The following is a 23,186-nucleotide window of genomic DNA, read 5'->3' on the forward strand; positions in this document are numbered from 1 at the left end:
TAATGTTAAATTTAAGAATAAACAGAGTTTATTTTAATTTAGAAAATTAAGAAAAGGCTATAAAAAATTTATTGAATGAAATTTAAACAGGCTCTAATAATTTCAAATTCTCGTAATAAGTACCAAAAATTTAGCAAATCTCTCTAATTTGCTCTAAATTTGCAAATCCAAAAAAACTTAAATTAAAGTTTTGATACTTAAGGGAGTTTTATTAGACAAACAGGCATACAAGCAGTGAATATACATAATAAGAAAAAAGTTGTAAGTTTTTTAAAGTATAAAAGAGAGTTCCAAAAATACGGACTCAAAAAAGTACGCAGTTACGAACTCATCCTGCATTGGCTAAGCAGCAGATTGAGCCGGAGTCAATTTCTTATTCTTTCTGGTATTTTAGTAGGCTGCACGGCAGGTTTAGCAGGCGTTTTACTGAAAACCTTGGTGCATAAAATTCATTTTTGGATTGTAACCAAAGTTCATTTTGAAGATCAAATCTTCTTCTACGTTGTATTTCCATTCTTAGGAATTGTGCTCACTACAATCATTGTACTGGGTATTTTTAAAGGTAATGACAGAAAAGGAATTGGCGCTATTTTATATGAAATTGCCCAAAATTCTAGTATTGTTTCATCCGTGAAAATGTACTCTCAAATCATCCAAAGTGCCGTTACCATTGGCTTAGGTGGCTCAGCGGGTCTAGAAAGCCCAATTGCTGTAACAGGCGCAGCGATTGGCTCCAATTTTTCACAAACTTACAGATTGGGCTACAAAGAAAGAACTTTACTTTTGGCTGCGGGTGCTTCTGCTGGTATCGCTTCTGCATTTAATGCGCCAATTGCTGGGATTATGTTTGCTTTTGAAATTCTTTTAACAGGTGTGGTTTTTTCAGATTTTATTCCACTTGTGGTGGCGGCCGTTTGCGGGAGTTTACTTTCGAGAATTTTATTGCAAGAAGATGTATTGTTTCACTTTTATGCAAGAAATTCTTTTGATTACCACAATATTCTTTATTATCTAATTTTAGGCATTGCTGCAGGATTTTATGCTCGGTATTTTGTTTTAATATACATCAAAACCGAACATTTTGTAAAGAGTTTCAAAATTTCGCGTTTAAGAAAAGCGATGATTGGCGGTGCGGCACTTTCATTATTGTGTGTGCTTTTACCACCACTTTTTGGTGAAGGTTATGACACTTTAAAAACGCTTACGAATGGTGAAACAACGGGAATAATTGAGCATAGTTTTTTTGGCTATTTTAATTTAGGTAGTTGGACGGTTATTATTTTTCTAGCGTTGGTTTGTGTTTTAAAAGCATTTGCAACATCCATCACAATTTTTAGCGGTGGTAACGGTGGGAATTTTGCACCTTCGCTTTTTGCAGGTGGAACTTTAGGATTTTTATTTGCATTGATTTGTAAACAATTTGGCTTAACAGACGTCCCAACAAGCAATTTAGTACTCGCAGGAATGGCAGCAGTGATGAGTGGCGTTCTATATGCGCCATTAACTGCAATTTTTCTAATAGCAGAATCCAGCCAAGGTTATGATTTATTTCTACCATTAATGATAGTTTCTGTCATTTCTTATTTAATGGCGCGATGGTTTTCACCAGTAAATCCAGATTTACAACCTATGGTAGAACAGGGAAAAATTTTTACTAACGAGCACGATAATAATTTGGTTTATTCCCTGCATTTACGAGATTTCATCGATCATCAATCTCAAACAATAAAAGCAGATGCGCCCATTTCGGAATTATTTGAATTAATAAAAAATGGCAAGAAAAATATTTTCGCAGTTGTTGATGACGAAAGTTCCTTACAAGGTGTACTCACTATGGACGACGTACGACCATATCTTTTCAACCCAGATGAAGAAATGCATACAAACATTCACCATATAATGAAAGCGCCGCCTGCCACTGTACATTTAAGCGATAATGCGGTCGCCATTCTGAAAACGTTTGATGATACAGGAGCGTGGCATTTGCCAGTGGTAAACGAAGACGACAGATTTATCGGCTTTATTTCAAAATCTAAAATCTTAACAGGCTATCGCCAACTTTTAAAAGATTATTCTTAATTAATTTTAGTTTTTATCTAAAAAATTCTACAAAAAAATTTTTTATTTTTATAGAATCTCGCCAATTTCTGATGAGAAGAATCGGCCTTGTTTTAGGACGGGATCACAGAGCGGCGTTTTAAATATAAATACAAAAAAAAATCTTTCAATAAAATTGAAAGATTTTTGCGATCCGGACGGGACTCGAACCCGCGACCTCCGCCGTGACAGGGCGGCATTCTAACCAGCTGAACTACCGGATCAAAAAATAAAAGTATTACCTGTTATTTGATGACTGCAAAAGTACACAATTCTTGCAAAACTGCAAATAAAAAACAAAAAAAATGCTTCCCAATATTGGAAAGCATTCATTATCAGTGTTATTTTTTTTATAAATGTGCAGATAGTTTTCCAGCTATCACTTCTTTTGGCGATACACCTACTAATTTATCTACTACTTCACCGTTTTTAAAAATCAAAACGGTTGGTATATTTCGAATTCCGTAATCCATAGAAATTTGTTGGTTGTTGTCTACATCCACTTTTCCTACGATCGCTTTTCCTTCGAAATCGTTTGCGATTTCTTCTACGATTGGGCCGAGCATTCTACAAGGACCGCACCATGCTGCCCAAAAATCTACCAAAACTGGTTTGTCTGAATTTAATACTGTTTCTTGAAAAGATTGGTCTGTTATTTCTAAAGCCATTTTATTTATTTTAAAATTAATGCTACAAATTTAATCATTTTATAATAGAAAGCACGAAACTAAATCTATACTAACTATTTACTTTTTCTATCTGATGACTTTCAAAAATATTTTTTAAAACTTCACAAAATCTATCAATTTCGCTTTCCGTAGTTGTATGGCAAAATGAAATTCTAAGTGGCGTGCCATTTTCCATCTCATCTTCATCTAAAACCATCATCATTACCATAGAAGGCTTTGTTGCGCCAGAAGAACACGCGCTTCCTTGCGAAATTGCAATTCCTTCCATATCCAATTTTAAACCAATCATAGGATCATTAAATGGCAAAAGCGCGCTCAAAACGGTAAAAAGACTTCTATCTTCTTCAGCACTTCTACCGTTAAATTTTATTCCAGGTATATTTTCTGAAAGTTTTTTGATGGTATAATTTTTAATTTTTTGAATGTGAGATTGGTATTCTTGCAAATGATTCATCACCAATTCTAAAGCTTTTCCTAAGCCTACAATGCCTACTACATTTTCAGTTCCAGCGCGCATTGTTCGTTCTTGTGGACCGCCAGTAATAATACCTTTTAAACCAGAAGATTTCCTTACAAAAGCAAAACCACTTCCTTTTGGGCCGTGAAATTTATGAGCGCTACAAGAGGCAAAATCTATATCAATCGCCGAAAAATCTAAATCTAAATGGCCAATCGTTTGCACGGTATCTGAATGAAAAAGCGCATTGTGTTTTTTACAAATTTCGCCTACTTTTTTTAAATCTAATAAATTACCAATTTCATTATTGGCGTGCATCAAACTCACCAGCGTTTTTTTGTCAGATTTACCTAAAGCCTCGTCTAACTGGTCTAAATCTATGTCGCCTTTTTTATTGGGTCTTAAATAAACCACTTCTACACCAAATAATTTCTTTAATTCTTGAGTACTTTCTGCGACACATTTATGCTCCAAAGGCGAAGTAATAATCCGCTGAACACCCAAATGATGCACGCAAGATTTCAAAATCATATTGTTAGATTCGGTACCACAAGATGTAAAAATAATTTCTGATGGACTTACTTTTAGATAAGTTGCGGCTTCGCGACGTACTTTTTCAATTAATGTTTTTGCAGCCTGCCCAAAACTGTGCGTGGACGAAGGATTTCCATAATTAATGTTCATTACATCCACCATTGCATCTATCACTTCTGGCGCAAGTGCAGTAGTTGCGGCATTATCTAAGTATATTTTATCCATTGGAAAGAATTTTTTAATTAAAATAAATGAAATTTAAAACATAAATTTCATCTTACGAAGTTAAGCATATTAAAAATTTTAGCATCGAAAATTTAGTGAAAAAATTCGTAGTGGCCTTCGTTTACAAAATCTAGCATTGCTCTATCGCCTTCAGTATCACCAAAGGCAATACTTTTATCAAATTTTTTATCTTTTATTTCTTCTCGTATTCGGCGTACTTTCTCTTTGCCGTTGCAATTTGCACCTTTAAATTTTCCCATAAAAATACCATCTTTAAAAAGGGCTTCGGTTGCAATAAGTTTCATATTAAATTTATCTGCAAATGGTTTTACCCAAATATCTAAAGATGCGCTTACAATATAACTTTCGCTTAAATCCCGATTAATATTTTTAATAAACTCCAACGCATTTTCCCGGATTAATGAGGGATAATTTTCTTCAAAAAAAGACTGTGCTTTTTCTTCTAAAAAACTTTTTGTGTGGCCTTTTAAAATTGATGCAATAAAGTGGCGCTTCACATTTTCTGCTTTTGCCAATTTTAATTTTAGCAATGAAAACAATGGGAGATGAAGAACAAACTGTTTTGCAAAACGAAATTTATCACAATGTTTCAAAAACATAAACATCGTGTCGTGCTTGGTAAGCGTGCCATCAAAATCAAAAAAATAAAGTTTCTTCATTAGAGTTTTAGTTTTTTAAATATAAATTCTGGAATATTTCTAATAATTGCCATTATGAAAAACCAAATTGGCAAAACATAAACTACATTTTTTTTGTTTTTATAAGCCTTGTAAATACAATCTGCGGCTTGTTTTGGGCTTGCGGTTAATTTTGGATTTAATGGTAAACCTTCCGTCATTTTTGTTGCCACAAAACCAGGTTTTACTGTTAAAACGTGGACTTTTTTTGAGAATAAATAATTCCTCAAACCACTTAAATAGGCTGTTAATCCGGCTTTTGCACTGCCATAAATGAAATTACTTTGCCGACCTCTTTCACCAGCAACAGAAGATAAAACAATTATAGTTCCGGCCCTTTTGGTTTCCATTTTTTGGGCAAAATAATTAATCAGCGTAATTAATTTAGCGTAATTAATATTGATAATACTTTCTGTATTTTTTAAATTATATAAAGCATTTTCAGAATCTTCACCTAAAAAGCCCGTCGCGCAAAATAGCAAATCTGAACTGATGTAATCTAACTTTTCAAAACTAACTTCTTTGAGTAAATCAAAATGTACCACTTCGCAATGTTGCAAGTATTTCACATCAATATGTTTTACAAATCTTTCGGTAATTTCAGGGTTTGAAGTGAGTAAAAAAATAGTGGAATACCTTTTACCTTCTGCTAAAATTCTTTCTACAAAAGCCTGCGCAATCTCCGAATTGGCTCCTAAAACTATCATTTTTTTAATTTAAAAAAGTGAAACCATTTAATCATATATTTTATAAATACAAATCAATAATTTTTAATCTAATTTCTAAAGTCTAATTTCTAACATCTGCTTAATATACGTTTTTGCTGCAAAGAATGAAATTTAAAATTTCGTGTATTTTTTAGATAATTGGTGAGTGAAGATTTGCTCATACTGTCTTTTGCCAAATAAATTTTACCACCATATTCTTCTACAATTTGGTCTAAATCTGCCACCAATTGGGGCAATTTTTTATTGATTTTAAAATCGAGCGCTAAAGTATAACCTTCCATGGGAAAGGAATTGTAAGCCTGCGGTGTTGGCGCACCAAATAATTTTAAAACCGCTAAAAAAGAGCCGTTTCCACTTTTGGCGATAGTTTTTAAAATTTTTCGCATGCCTTCTTTTCCGTTTTCTTTCGGAATTACCAATTGATATTGTATAAAACCATTTTTACCGTAGATTTTATTCCAATCTTTGATGGCGTCTAAAGGGTAAAAGAAGGTTTCATAATCGGTAAAATTGCTTAATAATTTATTTCTTTGCTTGGCATAAAATAGATAATTAAAAATTTTCACACTCCAATGGTTTAAAGCAAAACTAGGGAAAAAGAAAGGAATCGTGGGCGAAAATTTCTTTTTTATCGCGAAAGGTTTGGCTGCAAGTTTTGGGGGTAATTCGGCTAAAAGTGCGTGTTCGCCGCGCAACATAATGGAGCGACCAATATTTTGGCCTTTTTGCAAACAATCTATCCACGCCACTGTGTAACTCCAGTTTTTACTTTCTTCAAATAAGGTAAATATTTCGTCTAAATTCGTTGCTTTTATGCTTTCTTGTCTAATGTAAGAAGTTTCAATGTTTTTTAATTGAATTTTGGCTGACAAAATTATGCCCGTTAAACCCATTCCACCGAGGCTTGCCCAAAATAATTCTGCGTTTTCTGTGCGCGAGCAGTTTATGATTTCTGCATTTTCATTAATGATTTTAAAGGAAAGCAAATAATTGCAAAAAGAACCTTCAATATGATGGTTTTTGCCGTGAATATTGGCTGCAATTGCACCACCTAATGTTACAAATTTAGTCCCAGGAGAAACATATAAAAAATAGCCTTGTGGCATTGAAATTTCTAAAATATCCGATAATAAAACGCCAGATTCACATTCTAAAATTCCTTTTAACCTATCAAAACTGATAAATTTATTTAATTTCTTGGTAGAAAAAATATGTTCGCCCAATGCTGCATCGCCGTAGCATCTTCCATTTCCACGGGCAATAACATCATTTTTAGTATTGATAAATTCTTTTATTTTTGAATAAGATTCTTCAGATTTCACCTCTTTTTCTACGACGGGAAAATTGCCCCAATTGCTTATTTCTCTTTTAAAATTTCGTTGCATCGTAATAATAAATTAGAAGTAAAAAAGTGATAACCCAGAGAACAATTGTAACCTGAATGTAATGATCTTTATATATGATTTTGGTAGGAGATTCTGTTTTGTTATAAACCAATGTTTGCTGCAAATACCGCAAAAAAGCAAAAACAACAAAAATAACAGTGTAGAAAACCGGTGGATGAAAGCGTTGCTGAACTTCTGAGGAAAGCGTAAACATTAAATAACAAACAATTGCAAGCGTCACAGAAATCGAAAGTGCGATATCTGCAAACTGAACATTATAGCCATCTAAAGATTTTCTGGTTTTTCCTGAAATTTGTGCGTTGATGAGTTCGCCACGTCTTTTGCCAATGGCCAAAACTAGGGCAAGAACGAAGGTTAATAAAATAGCCCATTGTGAGGTGTAAATTTGCGTAATAGTACCACCTGCTAAAAGACGCAAAACGAAACCTATTGCAATAATGCAAACATCGATTATAGCGATGTGCTTTAATTTGAAAGTATAGGCTATATTTAAAACGATGTAAAACCCGATGACTAAAATAAAAAGCCAGATATTTTCGTAAAAATACCAATGCCCAAAAAAGAGCAAGGAAAGGTTAATTAAGAATAATACAGCCAAGATATAAAGCCCTTTTACTTTAGAAATTGCACCACTGGCCAAAGGTCTGTTTTTTTTCTGTGGATGTTTTTTATCTTGTTCTACATCGCAATAATCATTGATAACATATATAGAACTGGCCGCTAAAGAAAAAACTACAAAAGCAAAAATACTTTTTAGCAGTAAATCTCCATTCATTACATTTCCAGAAAAAAAGAGCGGCGCAAAAACAAAAAGATTTTTCACCCATTGCTCTAACCGAAGTAGTTTTAAATATTTTAGCATGGTATAAAATGAACTGCGAAAATAACGATTTTAAAATAAAAAAAACTGCCGAAGCAGTTTCTTTATAAATTCGAAAAATGACTAATTAGTTGCCTTGTTGCGCTTCTTTTATCATTGTTTCGTTTGCTGTAATCGCGAATTCTACGCGTCTGTTTAAGGCTCTACCAGCATCGGTATCATTTGTGGCAATAGGATCTAACTCGCCTCTTCCAACTGTTACCATTCTAGAAGCCGCTACACCATTACTCGATAAATAATTTTTTACTGCTTCTGCTCTTTTAGAAGACAATGTCATATTGTAAGAATCAGCACCTTTGCTATCTGTATAACCAAAAATATTTATATTGGTGTCTGGATTATTTACCAAAACTGTTGCTAATTTATCAAGATTTGCTTTTGCTTCAGGCGTTAAATTTGCAGAATCAAAAGCGAAATTCACAGTGTTTTCTCCTAAAGTAATTTTGATACCATCGCCTACTCTTTCTACTTCTGCACCTGGCAAAGTTTGTTTGATATCTTTGGCTTGTTTATCCATTTTATTACCGATTACATTCCCTGCAACGCCTCCGATTACTCCACCTAAAACAGCACCGAGAGCAGAATTTTTACCATTACCAATATTATTTCCTAAAATGCCGCCAATTATTGCGCCACCTGCTGCGCCAATTGCAGTTCCTTTTTGCTGATTATTTGCATTCTTGACAGCATCACAACCTGTAAGTAAAAAACTTGCAGAAAGAAATAATGCTGCTACATTTGTTTTATTGAATATTTTCATAATTTTTTAATTTTTAATATTAATTTTATTTCATTCCCGTTCTTTGGAAATTATAAGTCACTTGAACATTTTTACCATCAAATGGAATATTTTGTTGCAAACTAAATTGGTCTGTAGATTGGTTTACAATATCTAGAGAATAGCCCGCAGTTACATTTTTCGCTTTCACACCATCTTGCATTTTTTTAAACATGAATTGATTGTTGCTGGTAAAATCAATTTTTATAGGTTGGTTTACGCTTGGGCAATCGCCACCGCCATTTAAAGTGTAAGCGCCAGAATAATTATTTGGTATAAACCTCCAGTGGCTTCCGATAAAGCAAGACGCATCTGCATTTTCATCAAATGGCTTTATTTTGTAAGATTTATCGTAATCTATACTGGTGATATCCCAGTCGCCCTTTAATTTAAGAAATTCAGCACGTTGGTATTGTGCTGTTTTTGCGTTCTTTACGCTGTTGCAGGATGAAAGGGTTAACAAACCAACAATACCAGCGAGTAGTAATTTTTTCATTATTTAAATTTTATTTAAAGATATCATTAAAAAACCGTGCCACAAAATTTAATAAAAAAGTTCGGCGCTTTGCCGAACTCTCAAGTTTACTTTTTAGAATTGACTTTTCTATTTCGCTTTTTCTGAAGTCTTTTTTTACTTCCTTTTTTTTGAGGCATTTTTTTATAGAAATGGTCGTATGCATAGACGGCCGCTTTATATAAATCTATAACACCACCGGTTTTAGAAATTTTATCAAAAGTTAAAGTTGGATCATCAGCTATTCCTGCATTTACAGTTGATTTGTTTACAGTTTTCTCCAAAGATTCTATTACTTGTGCAGGCGTAAGATTCGGCATATAAGCCATCAAAACTGCGGCGGCACCTGCTACAACTGGCGATGCCATAGAAGTTCCGTCTAAATATTCATATTTATTGCCTGCTACAGAAGAATAAATTTGTGCACCTGGCGCAAAAACATCAACCATTTTTTGATTATAATTAGAAAAACTGGCTTTCAAATTGGCATCATCGTCTGTGCTCGCCCCTACTGTTATCATATTATTTAGAAATGGCGCAGGATCTGAAACACTTTTAAAATTGGTAGGGAAATTCTCCTCTTTCATCAAATCTGCATTATCATTTCCGGCAGCGTGAACTAAAAGTACACCTTTATCTTGAGCATATTTGAAGGCTTCCCAAACTTTCTTTTTACCAGGCGAAACCGATTTACCAAAACTCATGTTAATGATTTTAGCACCGTTATTTACCGCATAATAGATGCCATTTGCAATATCTTTATCTCGCTCATCTCCATCTGGCACGGCTCTAATTGTCATTATTTTCGCTACTTTATCTGCAATACCGTGTTGAATTTCGTCTCCATTTGGTTGCCCCGCAATGATGCCTGCGACGTGAGTTCCGTGGAGTGCATCTGGTCCCTCGTAATCGTTATTTCCATAATATCTTTCATTAATATTAGAATAATCATCACCTACGATTGGGCGTGGATCAAAATCTAAATTATATTGTTTTGTGGCTTGTGGCTCAAAATAATCAAGACCGTCTTTTATTTCTTTGGTCAATAATTTTTGAACCTCTTCTGCACTTTTGCCCTTTAACGAAGGATCTTTTATGGCTTGGGATAATACTTGCAAATTTCTAGCATCATCTTGTGTCGAAGGTTTGATGTTTGCCAAAGTTTCTTCCGTTAAATCTTTCCCACCTAGCAAAGCAACAATTGCAGGGATACGATCATAAATAGCTTTATAAGTTTGGTAATTTTGTTTTGCCTCCATACTTTTCTTAGTATATAAATCTTTAGATTTCATATACATTGCAAATTCTTCGGGCATTTTTGCTTGGTTTGCTTTGTTTGTGGCTGTAACTGGGCCTTCAAAAACATCTTTGTATTGGCGAATAACGCGTGTAATTTCTAAATTATCTACGTCTACATCACCATTTTTACCGCCAATAAAATCCCAACCATGAACATCATCTACATAGCCATTTTTATCATCATCAATCCCATTACCAGGAATTTCATTTGGATTTGTCCAAATATTACCTTTTAATGCTGGATGGTCGATCTGCACACCGCTATCTAAAACTGCCACAATTACAGTTTTTGGCTTTAATCCTTTAGAATTCAAAAAGTTATAAGCATTTTGTGTATCTACTCCATAAATTTTTGTGGTTGCAAAATCTTTATGGTACCAAGTCATCAAATCTTTATCTTGCATTGGATCATTGGACGTAGTTGCAGTTTGTGCAAAACCTAAAAATCCGCTAAGAAATAACGCGGCTATAAAAAACTTTTTCATATGTTGATATTTATTGTTTTTTTGGTCATATGTAATCGCTGAATCTTCATACGTGTTTGCGTTTGTAAATCATGGCGATTTCATATTAATTTTGATTAATTTTAATTTGTAATATATAAGCGCTCATCAAGAATTATATTTGTTGCATAATTTTGAAATAGCAATTTTCTCTTAATTTTAAATTGATTTTCTTAAATAAATTAAACTTTCTGGGCCAAGGTTAAAAAGTAAATCACACACGGATAAATCATATATAAAACCATATTTTTCTGAAAAAATTTGATAATAATTTTCAAAATTTTTCTTGGATTCTTTTTTTGCCGAAAATTCTTGCCTCAAATCTAATGCCGAAGTTTCAGCCTCATACTTTTCGGTGAATTGAATATTTTGGTCTATTTTTAAAAGATTGAGCAAAATCTCAAGAGCTTTTAAATTGAAATCGAAAAGATATTGTTCTTGATTTTCGTAAATTTTCGCAAATCGATCTTCATAAAATTCAAAGTAAGGCGAACTTTGATAGGCATTTTTTATGGATTTCCAGTGTTGTTTTTGCCAATTTTCAGCGTAGGAAATCTCGGTTTCTTTGTAAAGTCTTTTTCCTGTGTGGTTGATTGGAATTACCAAAGATAATTTTCCGTTTGCGCCGTAAATATTGGTTCTGTTGCGGAAAGTTTGTTTCGGAAAATTCTCGAATTTCTCTAGAATTACTTCTGAATCTTTTTTCAGAAATTCTGAAAACCAAGAGATATTTGGTAAATAAAAAAGTGGTAAAAGCTGAATATTCAATGTTGTTAATTTTTATTAAAAACTTTGTCAAAGTTACTATTGTTGCGCTTTAAAACTTTGACAAAGTGTGAAGTAAAGTTTTTGCGTTCATTCTCTATATTTTTTATTTAAAGCTTTGTCAAAGTTACTATTGTTGCGCTTTAAAACTTTGTCAAAGCGTGAAGTAAAAAAGCTTTGTCAAAGTTACTATTGTGCGCTTTAAAACTTTGACAAAGTTTGAAGTAAAGTTTTTGCGTTCCTCGGCTATATACTAAACTTAAATTACTTTTACCTAAAAATAATTATTCTTAGAAGAAAATTACTGCGTTTAGCCCCGATTGAACGGTTTGTTTGAGCTCTTTTTTTAAAATTTTTCACGGATTATGCTTGTTAAAAATTTTAAAAAAAAGCGAGCCGAGAAAGCGGGAAATAGCTCCTTATAAATGTTATGAAATACTATTCAATAAAGTTAAATAAGGCCCTTAAATATTTAATTTTCTTCTTCCGTTTGCTTTTTTCCGAACAATTTTACAAAATATTCCCAGCCAAAAAAGAGGATTAAAATGAGCGCTGCAATCCACCAATAGGAGGTTTTGTGCGCTTCACCGGTGTTTGTAGCTTTGAACATTCTGTCCCATCGAATTTTAAATGGTGCTTGATAAGAAGAGCTTTTATCTGAAAAGACGCCTTGTAAACTGAGCCAAGTAAACATGGGTTTTCCGACAATATTTTCTTCTGGAACGAAACCGAAAAAGCGAGCGTCCAAGGAAGCGTCTCGGTTGTCTCCCATCATCCAATAATAATTTTGTTTTATGGTGTAAGTATTTGTTTCTTTGCCGTTTATGAAAATTTTTCCGTTTTTGTTTTCTAAATGGTTGTGCTCATATTCTGAAATAATCCAGCGGTATTCTGGCAAAGTTTCTTGGTTAAGCGTCACCACATCTCCTTTTTTTGGAATGCGAAGTGGGCCGTAAAAATCTGGATTCCATTTTCTATTGATCGGAAAAATAGATTGTGTGGTATCAATTGTTTTTGTGTAGGCAGTTCTTTCTGCATTAACTTTATAAGATAGCATTGCGGAATCTTTTGGCAAAATTTCTTGTTTGATGTCTAGAACTTGCGGAATTTCTTTTATAATTTTGGCTGTTTTATCTGTTAAGCCTTGAAAATCATATTCATAACCGCCGTCTGTTTGTATTTCTCGCACTGGCAGATACTCTAAATTTTTGTAAAGAGACGGAATGTCTATTTGTGAACTGGCTTTTACAATGTATTTGTGCTGCTCCTCTTGATCACCCAAAATAACTTCGGGCTTATTATTAACGAATAGTTTTCCGGCGCGCATTTCCACTACATCGCCTGCAACGGCAACACAGCGTTTTACATAAGGGTCTTTTCTGTCTATCGCGGTATGCACAGAATCTTGTGGATAATTGAAAACCACAATATCATTGCGTTTTACTTTTTCCCAACCAGGAAGTCTTAAATAAGGTAATTTTACGGCATCAACATAAGATTTAGGATCATTTTTTGGATTTCCATCACCTTGTGGATCGTAGATTGTTCCCTGTAAAAATGGTAAAGCTAAAGGACGCATCGGCATTCTAAAGCCGTAATTTAATTTATTTACAAAAAGAAAATCTCCAACTAATAAGGTTCTTTCCATCGAGCCTGTTGGGATACCAAATGGCTGCGTAATAAATGTGTGAATAATAGTTGCAAAGACAATGGCAAAAGTGATGGAACCCAAAAATGTTTCTTTTTTTTGTTCGCTTTTTTCGGCATCTGTTAAATACAAATCATCTTCTGCATAAACTTCTGCATCTTTAGAATAATTGACGATTGCCATATAAATGAAAGGCAGAAAAATAGTCATTAATTTTTGCAAAGCGGAAGATTTGCCAAAATGTTTCATTAAAAACAAATGAAAAACGGTCATCATAATCGGCCCCACAATTGGCAGATAAGCCATTGCACACCACCATTTTGGATGTTTTGTTTCCTTTAAAATTAGATAATAATTAAAGAAAGGTATAAATGAAAAAATAGGATTTAAACCCATTTTTTTAAATAATTTCCAAGTGGAAATGCCCATCAGTATTGATAAAATCAGAACGTAATACGCATATTTTAAAATATAATCCATATAGTTTTGGTTTGCCGTTTTAGGCTGTGGTTAAATTAGTTTAAACTTGAATAAAAAAGTTACAGAAATTTTTAATTCTGTGAAGCCATTTGTAATTCCTTGAACTCATTTTTTTGCTAATCTATGGCTAAAACATCTTTCATACTGAAATTTCCAGTTTTTCCGATAATCCATTCTGCGGCAACGATTGCGCCTAAAGCGAAACCATTTCGGTTGAAAGCGGTGTGTTTTATTTCAATTTCATCTACATTAGATTTATAAAAAACACTATGCGTGCCTGGAACTTCATCTTCTCTGATGGCAAAAATACCTAAATTTTTATCTTCGGTTTCTTCTAATTTCCAAGCATTAAATTTAGAGTTTTTAATAATTCCTTCTGCTAAAGTGATTGCCGTTCCGCTTGGTGCATCTTTCTTGTGCGTATGGTGAATTTCTTCTAATTGGCAAGCATAATCTTCAAAAGGCTGCATCATTTGGGCTAATTTTTCATTTAAAGCGAAAAATAAATTTACACCTAGACTGAAATTACTTCCATATAAGAACGCCGTATTGTTTTCTATTGCAATTTTTTCTATTTCCTGTTTTTTTGAAAGCCAACCTGTAGTACCACAAACAACTGGTATATTTTGCTCTAAACAAAATTTAATATTATCAAAAGCCACTTCTGGATTTGAAAATTCTATCACAACATCGGGAGAATTAAGGTTTTCTAAAGTCGGTGATTCATTTAAAGTAGCAACAATGGAATGGCCTTTTTGCACTGCCAATTCTTCGATTATTTTTCCCATTTTGCCGTATCCGACGAGTGCTATTTTCATAATATTTCGCATCCTAACCTTCTCCAGCGAAGAAGGAACTATTTCGTTTTTATTAAAATTTAAAATTCAGAGCAAGTCCTGCTTTGCCATTTTGCAATCCCAATCCATCGTTTATTATGGTAGGCGAAACTGCTAAATCTGGATCGTGCCTTCCTTCATACAAATTGGCATCTACAACAGCATCTACAATATTTAAAATATAAACGAGCCCTGTAATTGCGATGGCATAATCTCTTTGCCTTTTAGCAGAATCTTGCGCATTTCCCAAAACATTTTTATCGATACCTGGAATGTTAGAAAATTCATGTGGCTGCCCATTAAGTTCGGCCACAAAGGCGTTTCTATACCTTTTGTATTGTTTATCATTATAAAAAGTAATACCCAAACCAGTTCCAATTGCACCAAAAACAATCGGGATTTTCCAATATTTTTTGTTGTAAAATTGTCCTAAACCAGGCAAAACTGCAGAATACAATCCGGCTTTTGTTGGGTTAAATTTTGGCTTTATTGCTTTAGAATTTGCGTTATTAATATCATCCAAAACCTGCCCTTCTGTTTTCGAAGTAGAAAGCGCTGCAATGGAATCATTCGGTTTGTTAGCCGTACGAATTGTATCATTTGGATTGACTTGTGAAAATCCAATTGTAAAAAATAATAAGAAAAAAAATAAAAAAATCTTCTGCATTTAATGAATGTGTGCTAGAATCTGTTCCAATTCTTGTTCGTTTTTAAAATCTAAAACTATTTTTCCTTTTTTGCCTGCTGCGGTAGATTTTATCTCTACTTTAACATCTAAAATATCCGATAAATTGCGTTCGGCTTTTTTTAAATAATTAGGCAAAGTAACTATTTTCTGTGGTTTTTTGTGAGGTTTTTTTAATTTTTGAACTTCCTGTTCCGCCTGTCGAACATTTAATTTTTGGGTAATAATTTTTTTAAACAAAACATCTTGTAATGCTTCTTCTTCCAAACTAATAATCGCTCTTCCGTGCCCTGCAGAAATTTCACCGCTTCTAATTGCATCTTGCACAACCGGACTTAATCGCAATAACCTAATTGAATTGGTAATCGTACTTCTCTCTTTACCAACTCTTTGGCTTAAATTTTCTTGAGTTAAACCAATTTCTTCTAATAATCTTTGGTAAGTTAGAGCCACTTCTATAGCATCTAAATCTTCGCGCTGAATATTTTCAACCAAAGCCATTTCCAGCAATTCTTGGTCGTTTACTAATCTTATATACGCCGGAACACTTTTTAAACCTGCCATTTTAGACGCCCGAAAACGTCTTTCACCAGAAATAATTTCAAATTTTTCACCGTCTTTTCGTAAAGTAATAGGCTGAATTACACCCAAAGATTTGATAGATTGTGCTAAATCTGCCAAAGCTTTTTCATCAAAATAAGTTCGCGGTTGGGTCGCATTTGGATAAATATCTTCCAACGAAACTTCCATTATATTTCCCACCAATTTTTCTGCACCTTCATCTGTTGCATTATTTATGGAACCCTTGGATTCGGCACTTAAAATTGCGCCCAAACCACGTCCCATTGCTCTTTTCTTATCTTTCATACTTCTATTATGCCTTATTTTATTGATATATGATGAATGATGATTATTGCGAAACTAAATTTTCATTTTTAATTAAAATTTCTTCCGCTAGTTGCAAATATTGAATTGCGCCTTTGCTTTCCGCATCATACATCAAAATACTTTCTCCAAAACTCGGTGCTTCACTTAAACGTACATTTCTGTTGATAATAGTATCAAACACCATTTCCGGAAAATGCGTTTTCACCTCTTCTACCACTTGATTTGATAATCTTAATCGACTGTCGAACATCGTTAAAAGCAAACCTTCAATATCTAAATCTTTGTTGTGAATTTTCTGAACATTCTTAATCGTGTTGAGTAATTTTCCCAAACCTTCTAACGCAAAATATTCACATTGAATTGGGATAATTACAGAATCTGCAGCCGTTAAAGCATTAATGGTAATTAAACCCAAGCTTGGCGCGCAATCGATAATGATATAATCGTAGTTGTTTAAAATCGATTGCAAAGATTCCTTCAGTCTAAATTCGCGTTTATGACGGTCAACCAACTCAATTTCAGCAGCAACCAAATCAATATGTGATGGAATAATATCCAAATTAGGAGAACTCGTTTTTTGGATGCAATTTTCTGCATCTTCAGAGTTTTCTAACAAATTATAAGTACTGAATTTTACTTCTTCAATTCCCAAACCAGATGTGGCATTCGCTTGTGGATCTGCGTCTATCAGTAAAATTCTTTTTTCTAAAACGCCCAATGCCGCAGCCAAATTTACCGCGGTTGTAGTTTTACCAACGCCTCCCTTTTGGTTTGCAATCCCAATAATTTTCGCCATAGTTATTACTTTATTTTCCAAAAATACAATAATTTTAAATCTGAAAGTCTTCTGGAAATGTTAGAAATTGTTAAACCTTTGTTAATTAAACCTTTAACTAAAAAAAAATTATCCACAAAAAAATAGTTTTTGTGGATAACTTTATAAAAAAACTAACTTTGCCTTATTCGAATTTCATAGAAACTGGAAAACTGAAGTAACTTCTAACCGCTTGCCCATTTAGTTTTGCTGGCGTCCATTTCCCGCGAATAGATTTTATGGTTTTAATAGCTTCTTTGTTAAAGTCTGCGTTCGCGCCATTTGCTTTTATATCGGAGATTGTACCATCTTTTTCAACAATAAAAGTAAGCGTAGTTTTTAAAACAATATCCGTTCCTTCAAAATTACTTCCATCAAAATTTTGAATCATTCCATTTCGAAAACCATCTATGCCTTTCGAAAATTTTGCTTCAACATCTACTTTCTTAGCGGGAGAATTATCTACTGGTTTTGGAGAATCTACTACAACCGGCGGCGAAACAGTTACGACGGCGGGCGGAGTAAAATTGTTTGCAGGCGGAGTACCTATAATTTCTTCTGTGCCAATATTTTTTCCGTCGGTACTTTTTAACGTAGTTGCCGGCGTTTGAACAATCGGATTTGCTGTGGGAGTTGGTATCCTTAAAACTGTAGTAGCGACTTGCGGCACAGTTGGTTCCACGTGTTTAACTGGAGGAACGACTTCGGGCGTTTCAACTCTGTGAAAAACATGCTCGCTTCCAAAATCCGTTGGCGGAGTGACAGTTTCAGTTTTAAAATTATTAATAATAAACGGTGTTGCTGAAATTGCAGCAAATAAAAAAACGCCTACAAATAATGATTTGGTAAGCACTTGATTGGCTTCGTTGCGAAGCGCATAAGCGCCATAATCCCGATTGCGGTGTTCGAAAAGAACTTCATCTAGTTGAAATTCGTTGTTGGATAGAAAATTTTTCATCTGTAAATATTTAAAAGGGTTAAAAAATTAAAAATTTATAGATTATCATTTCGTAGGTCTTCTGGTTATGTTATTAGCCACTAAACAACATTCGAGCCAAAAAAAATATTATTTCGTATGCCAAACAATTTTTTGGTATCAAATACACAATTTAGATAAAATTCATATTTACAGAAAATTAAAAAATGTTCGCTATTAATTTTCTAAATTTGAAGAAAAATAAACATTAATGGAAAAAATAGATGCGCTAAACCAAGTAGCAGAATTTCACAAAACTTTTAACGCACCCATTTTAGAATCGCCACAAATTCCTTCCGCAAAACGTTGTGAGTTGCGAGTGGCACTTTTACAGGAAGAACTAAATGAACTAAAAGAAGCCATTGCCCAAAATGATTTGGTTGAAGTTGCAGATGCTTTGTGCGATTTGCAATATGTACTTTCTGGCGCGGTTTTAGAATTCGGTTTGGGCGAAAAATTTGTAGAATTATTCAATGAAGTGCAACGCAGCAATATGTCTAAAGCCTGTGCAAATAAGCAAGAAGCAGATGAAACCATTGCATTTTATAAAGAAAAAGGTGAAGATGGCTATGCAGAAAAATCGGGTGATAAAATAAATGTACACAGAACATCAGATCATAAAGTGTTGAAAAATAAATATTACTCACCAGCGGATTTAAAAAAAATATTAAACAAATAGGTATGAAAAAAATAGGAAAAATAGTGCTTTTGGGTGGTTTACTTTTTTTGGTATTTCAATCTTGCACTTCTACAAAAATAGTTGTAAACAGAGAAGTAGATTCTAAAAATGATGGTAAAATGCTTTTGGGGAGACAAACTTTAGATCAGTTTCAAAAAGACCCATACGAAGGTTGGTTTAAGGAAGAACACGATGGTTACGCTTTTGATGCTGAAGCTATTAAAGAATTAAAAAAACAAAAAATCAACTCTTACAACATCACAATTTTCCTTGGAACTTGGTGCCCAGATAGCCACCGCGAATTTCCTAGATTTATAAAAATTTTAGAAGAACTGAAGTATCCAATGCAAAAACTGACAATAATTGCAGTTAACCGGAAAAAAGAATCCCCAAATGGTGAAGAAGGAAAATACAACATCCAAAAAGTACCAACTTTCATTATTTCAAAATATGGAAAAGAAGTGGGCAGAATTATTGAGTCGCCCAAAAGTGGCTGGCTAGAAAGAGATTTGCTGGAAATCTTAAAAAAAGATGACACTTCGCTAAAAGATTTATTTAAAAAATGATAAATACCATAAAATATTTCATTTCATTTATAATAGGAGCAATGGCAATGTTGTTCCTTTTTTTCATTTGGCAAAAAATCACGGGAAAATCTGCGGATCAAGTTCAAAACGATTACTACATCATCACCAATCAAATAAAAAAAATGAATAAATTGGTGGTGATGGAGCAAGATTTTTCAAGTATGCAAAAAACCAAATTTTCAACTGAATTGGCGGGCGGGCTTTTGCCAGCAAGCGAAAAAAAAATCATAACGTTTACAAAAACACATGCGCAAGTGTCTTATGATTTGAATAAAATGAAAATAAAGGTGGATAGTCTCGGAAAAAAATTAATTATTCAAGAATTACCAAATGCCGAGATAAAAATCACGCCAAGTGTTGAAATTCAGTCATTTGATGATTCTTTTTTTAACCGTTTTGATGAAAATGATATAAAAAAAATTACCAATTCAGCCAAAGAGAATGCTTTTAAAACGGTCAATCAAAACCGATTAAGAAGCGAAGGTAGAAAGCAACTTCTAATAGATTTAAACCAAATTTTCGTTCTCGCAAAAGCTTTAAACTACAAAATAATAGACCAAACGGGGACTTTAGATACTTCTAAATTATAAGAAACTCTGCTTCTTTTTTTAAGCTAAAATTAGACCTTCCTAACGTTAAATATTTTACAAAAAATAGTTAAAAAGAATGTTTGTCACGATTATTGATGCTTTTAAGTGTAAAAATTATTAATTAAAAAAAAAAAAAGATTATGTCTTACACTATTGTAGGGTTGTTTCCCGAACATAAACAAGCAGAACTTGCGGCAGAAAAACTTAGTAATGAAGGATTTTCTTCAGAAGATTACCATATTTCAAAATTTTCTACAAATATTGCGGATGAAGCTAAAGATTATTCTGCTGACGACCATCCACACTTTCATTTTCATGAAAGCGAAAAAACAACAGGTTTTTGGAATTGGCTTTTTGGTGATGAAGAACACGCAAAGAAAAAATACAGTTTCGCTGGCTCTAAAAATAATATAGTAACAGTTTTTGCAGATAATTTGGAAAATGCAGAAAAAGCAAGAAACATTTTAAACGAACAAGGCGCCATAAATGTGCATGATGAAACGAAAGAATATATCGCAAAAATGCACCCAAGCGCGAAAGCCAAATATGAGATAGATGAAGCAGAACGCGCAAGAATTATAAATAAAGCAAAAAATAATTTATACTTTACAAACGAGCGCAGCTATACTATAAAACACGAAGGAATGGACAGTGATATGGATTCGCAAGGCTCAAAAGACGTTTCAGTTTAGTTTCATTTTATTTAAAAAATAAAATTCCAGTTTTGCTACTGGAATTTTTTTTGTAAAAAACATTAAGAAAAGCAAAGCATCAGCCATTTCAAATTAATTACACTATAATTCTAAAATTTTTCTTAACTTGGCTTTCGATTTTAAAAAAAATAGATGCGGAAACAAAAAACATCAATTTTATTTGTAGATACTAAAGGAAAAGAAAACAAGGTGCTGCAAATCCCGACAAAATTACTTTTGCATTGGAAAAAATATTTTATAATTATAAATGTTGTTATAATTGTTTTATTGGGAATTATAGGTGTTTTTATATATCGAAGTACAAGCAACTCATACAAACAAAAGTTGGCAAATGCCAATAAAATAAGAAGTTTGATAGATTTAAAAAAAGTAAAAGAAACCTTTAAATCTATCGATAGTAGCACCTCAAAAATCAACCAATTTTTACAAAAACGCGGCATTGAAAATTTTGAAATACCCAACGCTGGTGGCGAGGAAAATTTTGAAATTACAGACATCAATGAAATTGCAGATTATTACAACGCCAAATTAAAAACATTAGAAAATACAACTAAAAAAATTCCGCTAGGTGTTCCTTTAAAAAGCAGAATAACTTCCACTTTTGGATATCGATCTAACCCTTTTACCGGCTTAAATACAGAAAATCATCCAGGGATAGATTTTAAAGGAAAAATAGGCGATTCAGTAATTTCCACAGCAGAAGGAATCGTAGAATTTGCTGGCCCAAGAGGTGGATATGGAAATTGCATTATTATAAAACATACCAAAAACCTTGAAACACTTTATGGCCATCTCTCTAAAATAAATGTGAAAATTGGGCAGAGCGTGAAAATTGGTGAAATAATCGGTGAAGTTGGAAGCACTGGTAGAAGCACAGGCCCACATTTGCATTACGAAATCATAAAAAACGGCGAAAAAATAAATCCAAAAGATTACACAACATTATAAAATTATGTTTAAAATAAGAAAAGAAAAACCAAGCATCTCGAAATTAGATACAATGCCAATAACCAATGTAATTGGGCAAGGTATGAATTTCGAAGGCAACATTTCTGGCGAAAACATCATAAAAATTGATGGAAATATTACCGGAAACATTGATGTAAAAAACGGACTTATTTTAAGTGAAAATGGCGTAATTACCGGAGATATAACCAGTGAAAATGTAATCGTTTATGGAAAAATAAATGGAAACATTTGCGCCAAAGAACTCCTTCTAAAAAAATCTGCTGTTGTAAACGGAAACATTGAAACCACCACATTAGAAATTGAAATGGGTGGAAAATACAACGGTTTACTTAAAATGCCTGAAATTGCCAGCCCGAAAAAGCTAGAAAACACAAAATTGCACACAGCCTAAAAACCTGCTTTTCGTGGCAAATTGCTAATTTTTAAACAAATTTTAAAAGTTTTTTCGTTTAAAAAGGCTAAATTTGCATCTTACAAAATTCTATGGAAAGTATCAAAATTCACGACAAAACTTTTGTACCTTATTTAAAGGATGAAGAAATTCAATCCATCGTAAAAGAAACCGCCCTGAAAATTTATGACGATTACAAAGATGAAACACCGGTTTTTATAGGTGTTTTAAATGGCGTTATTATGTTTTTTTCAGATTTACTAAAACATTATCCGGGAAAATGCGAAATTGCATTTATACAAATGAGTTCTTATGTCGGAACAAAATCTACAGGTATCGTTTACCAGAAAATGGATTTAACTAAAGACATCAAAGACCGACACATCATCATCCTAGAAGATATCGTAGATACAGGAAATACCGTAGAAAGTTTGTTTCAATACTTCACAGAAACGCAGCGTCCAAAATCGGTGAAAATCGCTTCATTTCTGCTAAAACCAGAAGTTTACAATAAAGAATTCAAAATAGATTATATCGGAAGAGAGATTCCAAATAAATTTGTCTTGGGTTACGGTTTAGATTATGATGAATTGGGAAGAAATCTAAAAGATTTATATCAATTAGAAGACGGTAAAATTAATCATTAATATCTTACAAATAAAAATAAAACATTTGGATTTTTAAATCTAAAATTTAAAATCTATAATTTAAAATCTAGTAAAGTGATAAACATCGTCTTATTCGGACCTCCTGGAAGCGGCAAAGGAACGCAGGCAGAAAATTTAATAAAGAAGTTTAATCTTAAACAAATTTCAACTGGCGACCTTTTTAGATATAATATGAAACAAGAAACGCCACTTGGGATTTTAGCAAAATCTTTTATAGAAAAAGGTGAATTAGTTCCCGATCAAGTTACAACCGATATGCTTGTGGAAGAACTAAAAAAACCAAGCGATTGCAATGGCTATATTTTTGATGGCTATCCTAGAACTTCCTTTCAAACAGAATGTTTAGATGAAATTGTTAAAAATGAATTACATTCCGAAATTTCAATCTGCTTATCTTTAGTTGTAGAAGACAAAATTTTAGTAGAAAGGTTGATTAACCGAGGCAAAACAAGCGGTAGAAAAGACGATTCTGAAGAAGCTATTATTAAAAACAGAATTGTAGAATATTACAAAAAAACCGCAGAAGTTGCCGAATTATACAAACAGCAAGGTAAATATGTGGAAGTGAACGGCGTTGGAGAAATCGCAGAAATATCCGAAAAACTCTTCGCAGAAGTAGAAAAACTAAACTAGTTGATGCTTGTCCATTTTTAGTTGATAGTTTTAAAATTATCCATAATACCGACAAC

At 33.2% G+C, this 23,186-nt stretch carries 25 protein-coding genes and 1 tRNA gene; 9 read left to right on the forward strand and 17 right to left on the reverse strand.

What is annotated here, in order from left to right; genetic code table 11:
* Window positions 1-234: 234 nt before the first annotated feature.
* Entirely contained in the window at window positions 235-2,079 is a 1,845-nt protein-coding gene (locus tag C4S29_RS09970; RefSeq protein WP_103913947.1) for a chloride channel protein, read from the forward strand.
* A gap of 168 nt (window positions 2,080-2,247) precedes the next feature.
* On the opposite strand, the gene C4S29_RS09975 is transcribed toward C4S29_RS09970, so the two are convergent.
* The 17 genes from C4S29_RS09975 to C4S29_RS10055 form a co-directional block, all read right to left on the reverse strand.
* Window positions 2,248-2,321: transfer RNA gene (locus C4S29_RS09975), tRNA-Asp, on the reverse strand.
* A gap of 126 nt (window positions 2,322-2,447) precedes the next feature.
* A complete protein-coding gene (gene trxA / locus C4S29_RS09980) occupies window positions 2,448-2,765 on the reverse strand; it encodes a thioredoxin (RefSeq protein ID WP_103913948.1) in 318 nt (105 codons plus the stop codon).
* A gap of 70 nt (window positions 2,766-2,835) precedes the next feature.
* Complete coding sequence (locus C4S29_RS09985; protein ID WP_103913949.1) at window positions 2,836-4,002, reverse strand: cysteine desulfurase family protein; 1,167 nt, start codon at window positions 4,000-4,002, stop codon at window positions 2,836-2,838.
* A gap of 92 nt (window positions 4,003-4,094) precedes the next feature.
* Window positions 4,095-4,682 carry an HAD-IB family hydrolase gene (locus tag C4S29_RS09990; RefSeq protein ID WP_103913950.1) on the reverse strand — a complete coding sequence of 196 codons (588 nt, stop codon included), beginning with the start codon at window positions 4,680-4,682 and terminating at the stop codon, window positions 4,095-4,097.
* Window positions 4,682-5,407, reverse strand: a complete 726-nt coding sequence (locus tag C4S29_RS09995) for an SDR family NAD(P)-dependent oxidoreductase (RefSeq protein WP_103913951.1) — start codon at window positions 5,405-5,407, stop codon at window positions 4,682-4,684. Before C4S29_RS09995 ends, C4S29_RS09990 begins: the two co-directional genes overlap by 1 nt.
* 89 nt (window positions 5,408-5,496) lie before the next feature.
* Window positions 5,497-6,813, reverse strand: coding sequence for an FAD-binding oxidoreductase (locus C4S29_RS10000; RefSeq protein WP_103913952.1), 1,317 nt, complete (start codon window positions 6,811-6,813; stop codon window positions 5,497-5,499).
* Entirely contained in the window at window positions 6,797-7,696 is a 900-nt protein-coding gene (locus tag C4S29_RS10005) for a decaprenyl-phosphate phosphoribosyltransferase (protein WP_103913953.1), read from the reverse strand. The genes C4S29_RS10000 and C4S29_RS10005 overlap by 17 nt, the downstream gene beginning before the upstream one ends.
* Before the next feature lie 85 nt (window positions 7,697-7,781).
* A complete protein-coding gene (locus C4S29_RS10010; RefSeq protein WP_103913954.1) occupies window positions 7,782-8,474 on the reverse strand; it encodes an OmpA family protein in 693 nt (230 codons plus the stop codon).
* A 25-nt stretch (window positions 8,475-8,499) separates the two neighbouring features.
* Window positions 8,500-8,988, reverse strand: a complete 489-nt coding sequence (locus C4S29_RS10015; RefSeq protein ID WP_103913955.1) for a lipocalin family protein — start codon at window positions 8,986-8,988, stop codon at window positions 8,500-8,502.
* 86 nt (window positions 8,989-9,074) lie between these two features.
* Window positions 9,075-10,790: a S8 family serine peptidase gene (locus C4S29_RS10020; RefSeq protein ID WP_103913956.1), complete on the reverse strand. Its 1,716-nt coding sequence runs from the start codon at window positions 10,788-10,790 to the stop codon at window positions 9,075-9,077.
* Between the two features lie 177 nt (window positions 10,791-10,967).
* Window positions 10,968-11,570, reverse strand: coding sequence for a WbqC family protein (locus C4S29_RS10025; protein WP_103914216.1), 603 nt, complete (start codon window positions 11,568-11,570; stop codon window positions 10,968-10,970).
* 475 nt (window positions 11,571-12,045) lie between these two features.
* Complete coding sequence (lepB, locus tag C4S29_RS10030; protein WP_103913957.1) at window positions 12,046-13,701, reverse strand: signal peptidase I; 1,656 nt, start codon at window positions 13,699-13,701, stop codon at window positions 12,046-12,048.
* 116 nt (window positions 13,702-13,817) lie between these two features.
* Window positions 13,818-14,519: a 4-hydroxy-tetrahydrodipicolinate reductase gene (dapB, locus tag C4S29_RS10035; protein WP_103914217.1), complete on the reverse strand. Its 702-nt coding sequence runs from the start codon at window positions 14,517-14,519 to the stop codon at window positions 13,818-13,820.
* A gap of 52 nt (window positions 14,520-14,571) precedes the next feature.
* Window positions 14,572-15,204, reverse strand: coding sequence for a DUF5683 domain-containing protein (locus C4S29_RS10040; protein ID WP_103913958.1), 633 nt, complete (start codon window positions 15,202-15,204; stop codon window positions 14,572-14,574).
* Window positions 15,205-16,089 (reverse strand): ParB/RepB/Spo0J family partition protein, encoded by an 885-nt coding sequence (locus C4S29_RS10045; protein ID WP_103913959.1) that lies wholly within the window; start codon window positions 16,087-16,089, stop codon window positions 15,205-15,207. It abuts the gene before it with no gap.
* Window positions 16,090-16,132: 43 nt separating this feature from the next.
* Window positions 16,133-16,906: a ParA family protein gene (locus tag C4S29_RS10050; RefSeq protein WP_103913960.1), complete on the reverse strand. Its 774-nt coding sequence runs from the start codon at window positions 16,904-16,906 to the stop codon at window positions 16,133-16,135.
* A gap of 163 nt (window positions 16,907-17,069) precedes the next feature.
* Window positions 17,070-17,882, reverse strand: coding sequence for an energy transducer TonB (locus C4S29_RS10055; protein WP_103913961.1), 813 nt, complete (start codon window positions 17,880-17,882; stop codon window positions 17,070-17,072).
* A gap of 229 nt (window positions 17,883-18,111) precedes the next feature.
* On the opposite strand from C4S29_RS10055, the gene C4S29_RS10060 reads away from it, so the two are divergent.
* The 8 genes from C4S29_RS10060 to C4S29_RS10095 all read left to right on the forward strand — a co-directional run bounded on the left by C4S29_RS10060 (window position 18,112) and on the right by C4S29_RS10095 (window position 23,130).
* The gene (locus C4S29_RS10060; RefSeq protein ID WP_103913962.1) at window positions 18,112-18,579 is read left to right on the forward strand and encodes a pyrophosphohydrolase domain-containing protein; all 468 of its coding nucleotides are present in this window, start codon (window positions 18,112-18,114) and stop codon (window positions 18,577-18,579) included.
* 2 nt (window positions 18,580-18,581) lie between these two features.
* The gene (locus C4S29_RS10065) at window positions 18,582-19,145 is read left to right on the forward strand and encodes a TlpA family protein disulfide reductase (RefSeq protein WP_103913963.1); all 564 of its coding nucleotides are present in this window, start codon (window positions 18,582-18,584) and stop codon (window positions 19,143-19,145) included.
* Window positions 19,145-19,756 carry a DUF4230 domain-containing protein gene (locus C4S29_RS10070; protein ID WP_103914218.1) on the forward strand — a complete coding sequence of 204 codons (612 nt, stop codon included), beginning with the start codon at window positions 19,145-19,147 and terminating at the stop codon, window positions 19,754-19,756. The genes C4S29_RS10065 and C4S29_RS10070 overlap by 1 nt, the downstream gene beginning before the upstream one ends.
* Window positions 19,757-19,896: 140 nt before the next feature.
* Window positions 19,897-20,448: a hypothetical protein gene (locus C4S29_RS10075; RefSeq protein ID WP_103913964.1), complete on the forward strand. Its 552-nt coding sequence runs from the start codon at window positions 19,897-19,899 to the stop codon at window positions 20,446-20,448.
* Window positions 20,449-20,601: 153 nt separating this feature from the next.
* Window positions 20,602-21,417, forward strand: a complete 816-nt coding sequence (locus C4S29_RS10080) for a M23 family metallopeptidase (protein ID WP_103913965.1) — start codon at window positions 20,602-20,604, stop codon at window positions 21,415-21,417.
* 4 nt (window positions 21,418-21,421) lie between these two features.
* Window positions 21,422-21,829: a bactofilin family protein gene (locus C4S29_RS10085; protein WP_103913966.1), complete on the forward strand. Its 408-nt coding sequence runs from the start codon at window positions 21,422-21,424 to the stop codon at window positions 21,827-21,829.
* Between the two features lie 92 nt (window positions 21,830-21,921).
* Window positions 21,922-22,476: a hypoxanthine phosphoribosyltransferase gene (hpt, locus tag C4S29_RS10090; RefSeq protein WP_103913967.1), complete on the forward strand. Its 555-nt coding sequence runs from the start codon at window positions 21,922-21,924 to the stop codon at window positions 22,474-22,476.
* Window positions 22,477-22,551: 75 nt separating this feature from the next.
* On the forward strand, window positions 22,552-23,130 hold the full coding sequence (locus tag C4S29_RS10095) for an adenylate kinase (protein WP_103913968.1): 579 nt from the start codon (window positions 22,552-22,554) through the stop codon (window positions 23,128-23,130).
* Window positions 23,131-23,186 lie beyond the last annotated feature (56 nt).

It is taken from the genome of Halpernia humi (assembly GCF_900108025.1).
GTDB classification, from domain to species: Bacteria; Bacteroidota; Bacteroidia; order Flavobacteriales; family Weeksellaceae; genus Halpernia; species Halpernia humi.

What these genes read in the sequence shown, in the direction of transcription:
- C4S29_RS09995 (WP_103913951.1), bottom strand. Translation starts at nt 5,407, where the DNA reads ATGATAGTTTTAGGAGCCAATTCGGAGATTGCGCAGGCTTTTGTAGAA.
- C4S29_RS10020 (WP_103913956.1), bottom strand. Translation starts at nt 10,790, where the DNA reads ATGAAAAAGTTTTTTATAGCCGCGTTATTTCTTAGCGGATTTTTAGGT.
- C4S29_RS10040 (WP_103913958.1), bottom strand. Translation starts at nt 15,204, where the DNA reads ATGCAGAAGATTTTTTTATTTTTTTTCTTATTATTTTTTACAATTGGA.
- C4S29_RS10000 (WP_103913952.1), bottom strand. Translation starts at nt 6,813, where the DNA reads ATGCAACGAAATTTTAAAAGAGAAATAAGCAATTGGGGCAATTTTCCC.
- C4S29_RS10005 (WP_103913953.1), bottom strand. Translation starts at nt 7,696, where the DNA reads ATGCTAAAATATTTAAAACTACTTCGGTTAGAGCAATGGGTGAAAAAT.
- C4S29_RS10065 (WP_103913963.1), top strand. Translation starts at nt 18,582, where the DNA reads ATGAAAAAAATAGGAAAAATAGTGCTTTTGGGTGGTTTACTTTTTTTG.
- C4S29_RS10055 (WP_103913961.1), bottom strand. Translation starts at nt 17,882, where the DNA reads ATGAAAAATTTTCTATCCAACAACGAATTTCAACTAGATGAAGTTCTT.
- C4S29_RS09985 (WP_103913949.1), bottom strand. Translation starts at nt 4,002, where the DNA reads ATGGATAAAATATACTTAGATAATGCCGCAACTACTGCACTTGCGCCA.
- C4S29_RS09990 (WP_103913950.1), bottom strand. Translation starts at nt 4,682, where the DNA reads ATGAAGAAACTTTATTTTTTTGATTTTGATGGCACGCTTACCAAGCAC.
- C4S29_RS10045 (WP_103913959.1), bottom strand. Translation starts at nt 16,089, where the DNA reads ATGAAAGATAAGAAAAGAGCAATGGGACGTGGTTTGGGCGCAATTTTA.
- lepB (WP_103913957.1), bottom strand. Translation starts at nt 13,701, where the DNA reads ATGGATTATATTTTAAAATATGCGTATTACGTTCTGATTTTATCAATA.
- C4S29_RS10080 (WP_103913965.1), top strand. Translation starts at nt 20,602, where the DNA reads ATGCGGAAACAAAAAACATCAATTTTATTTGTAGATACTAAAGGAAAA.
- C4S29_RS10010 (WP_103913954.1), bottom strand. Translation starts at nt 8,474, where the DNA reads ATGAAAATATTCAATAAAACAAATGTAGCAGCATTATTTCTTTCTGCA.
- C4S29_RS10085 (WP_103913966.1), top strand. Translation starts at nt 21,422, where the DNA reads ATGTTTAAAATAAGAAAAGAAAAACCAAGCATCTCGAAATTAGATACA.
- C4S29_RS10060 (WP_103913962.1), top strand. Translation starts at nt 18,112, where the DNA reads ATGGAAAAAATAGATGCGCTAAACCAAGTAGCAGAATTTCACAAAACT.
- C4S29_RS10075 (WP_103913964.1), top strand. Translation starts at nt 19,897, where the DNA reads ATGTCTTACACTATTGTAGGGTTGTTTCCCGAACATAAACAAGCAGAA.
- dapB (WP_103914217.1), bottom strand. Translation starts at nt 14,519, where the DNA reads ATGAAAATAGCACTCGTCGGATACGGCAAAATGGGAAAAATAATCGAA.
- trxA (WP_103913948.1), bottom strand. Translation starts at nt 2,765, where the DNA reads ATGGCTTTAGAAATAACAGACCAATCTTTTCAAGAAACAGTATTAAAT.
- hpt (WP_103913967.1), top strand. Translation starts at nt 21,922, where the DNA reads ATGGAAAGTATCAAAATTCACGACAAAACTTTTGTACCTTATTTAAAG.
- C4S29_RS10015 (WP_103913955.1), bottom strand. Translation starts at nt 8,988, where the DNA reads ATGAAAAAATTACTACTCGCTGGTATTGTTGGTTTGTTAACCCTTTCA.
- C4S29_RS10050 (WP_103913960.1), bottom strand. Translation starts at nt 16,906, where the DNA reads ATGGCGAAAATTATTGGGATTGCAAACCAAAAGGGAGGCGTTGGTAAA.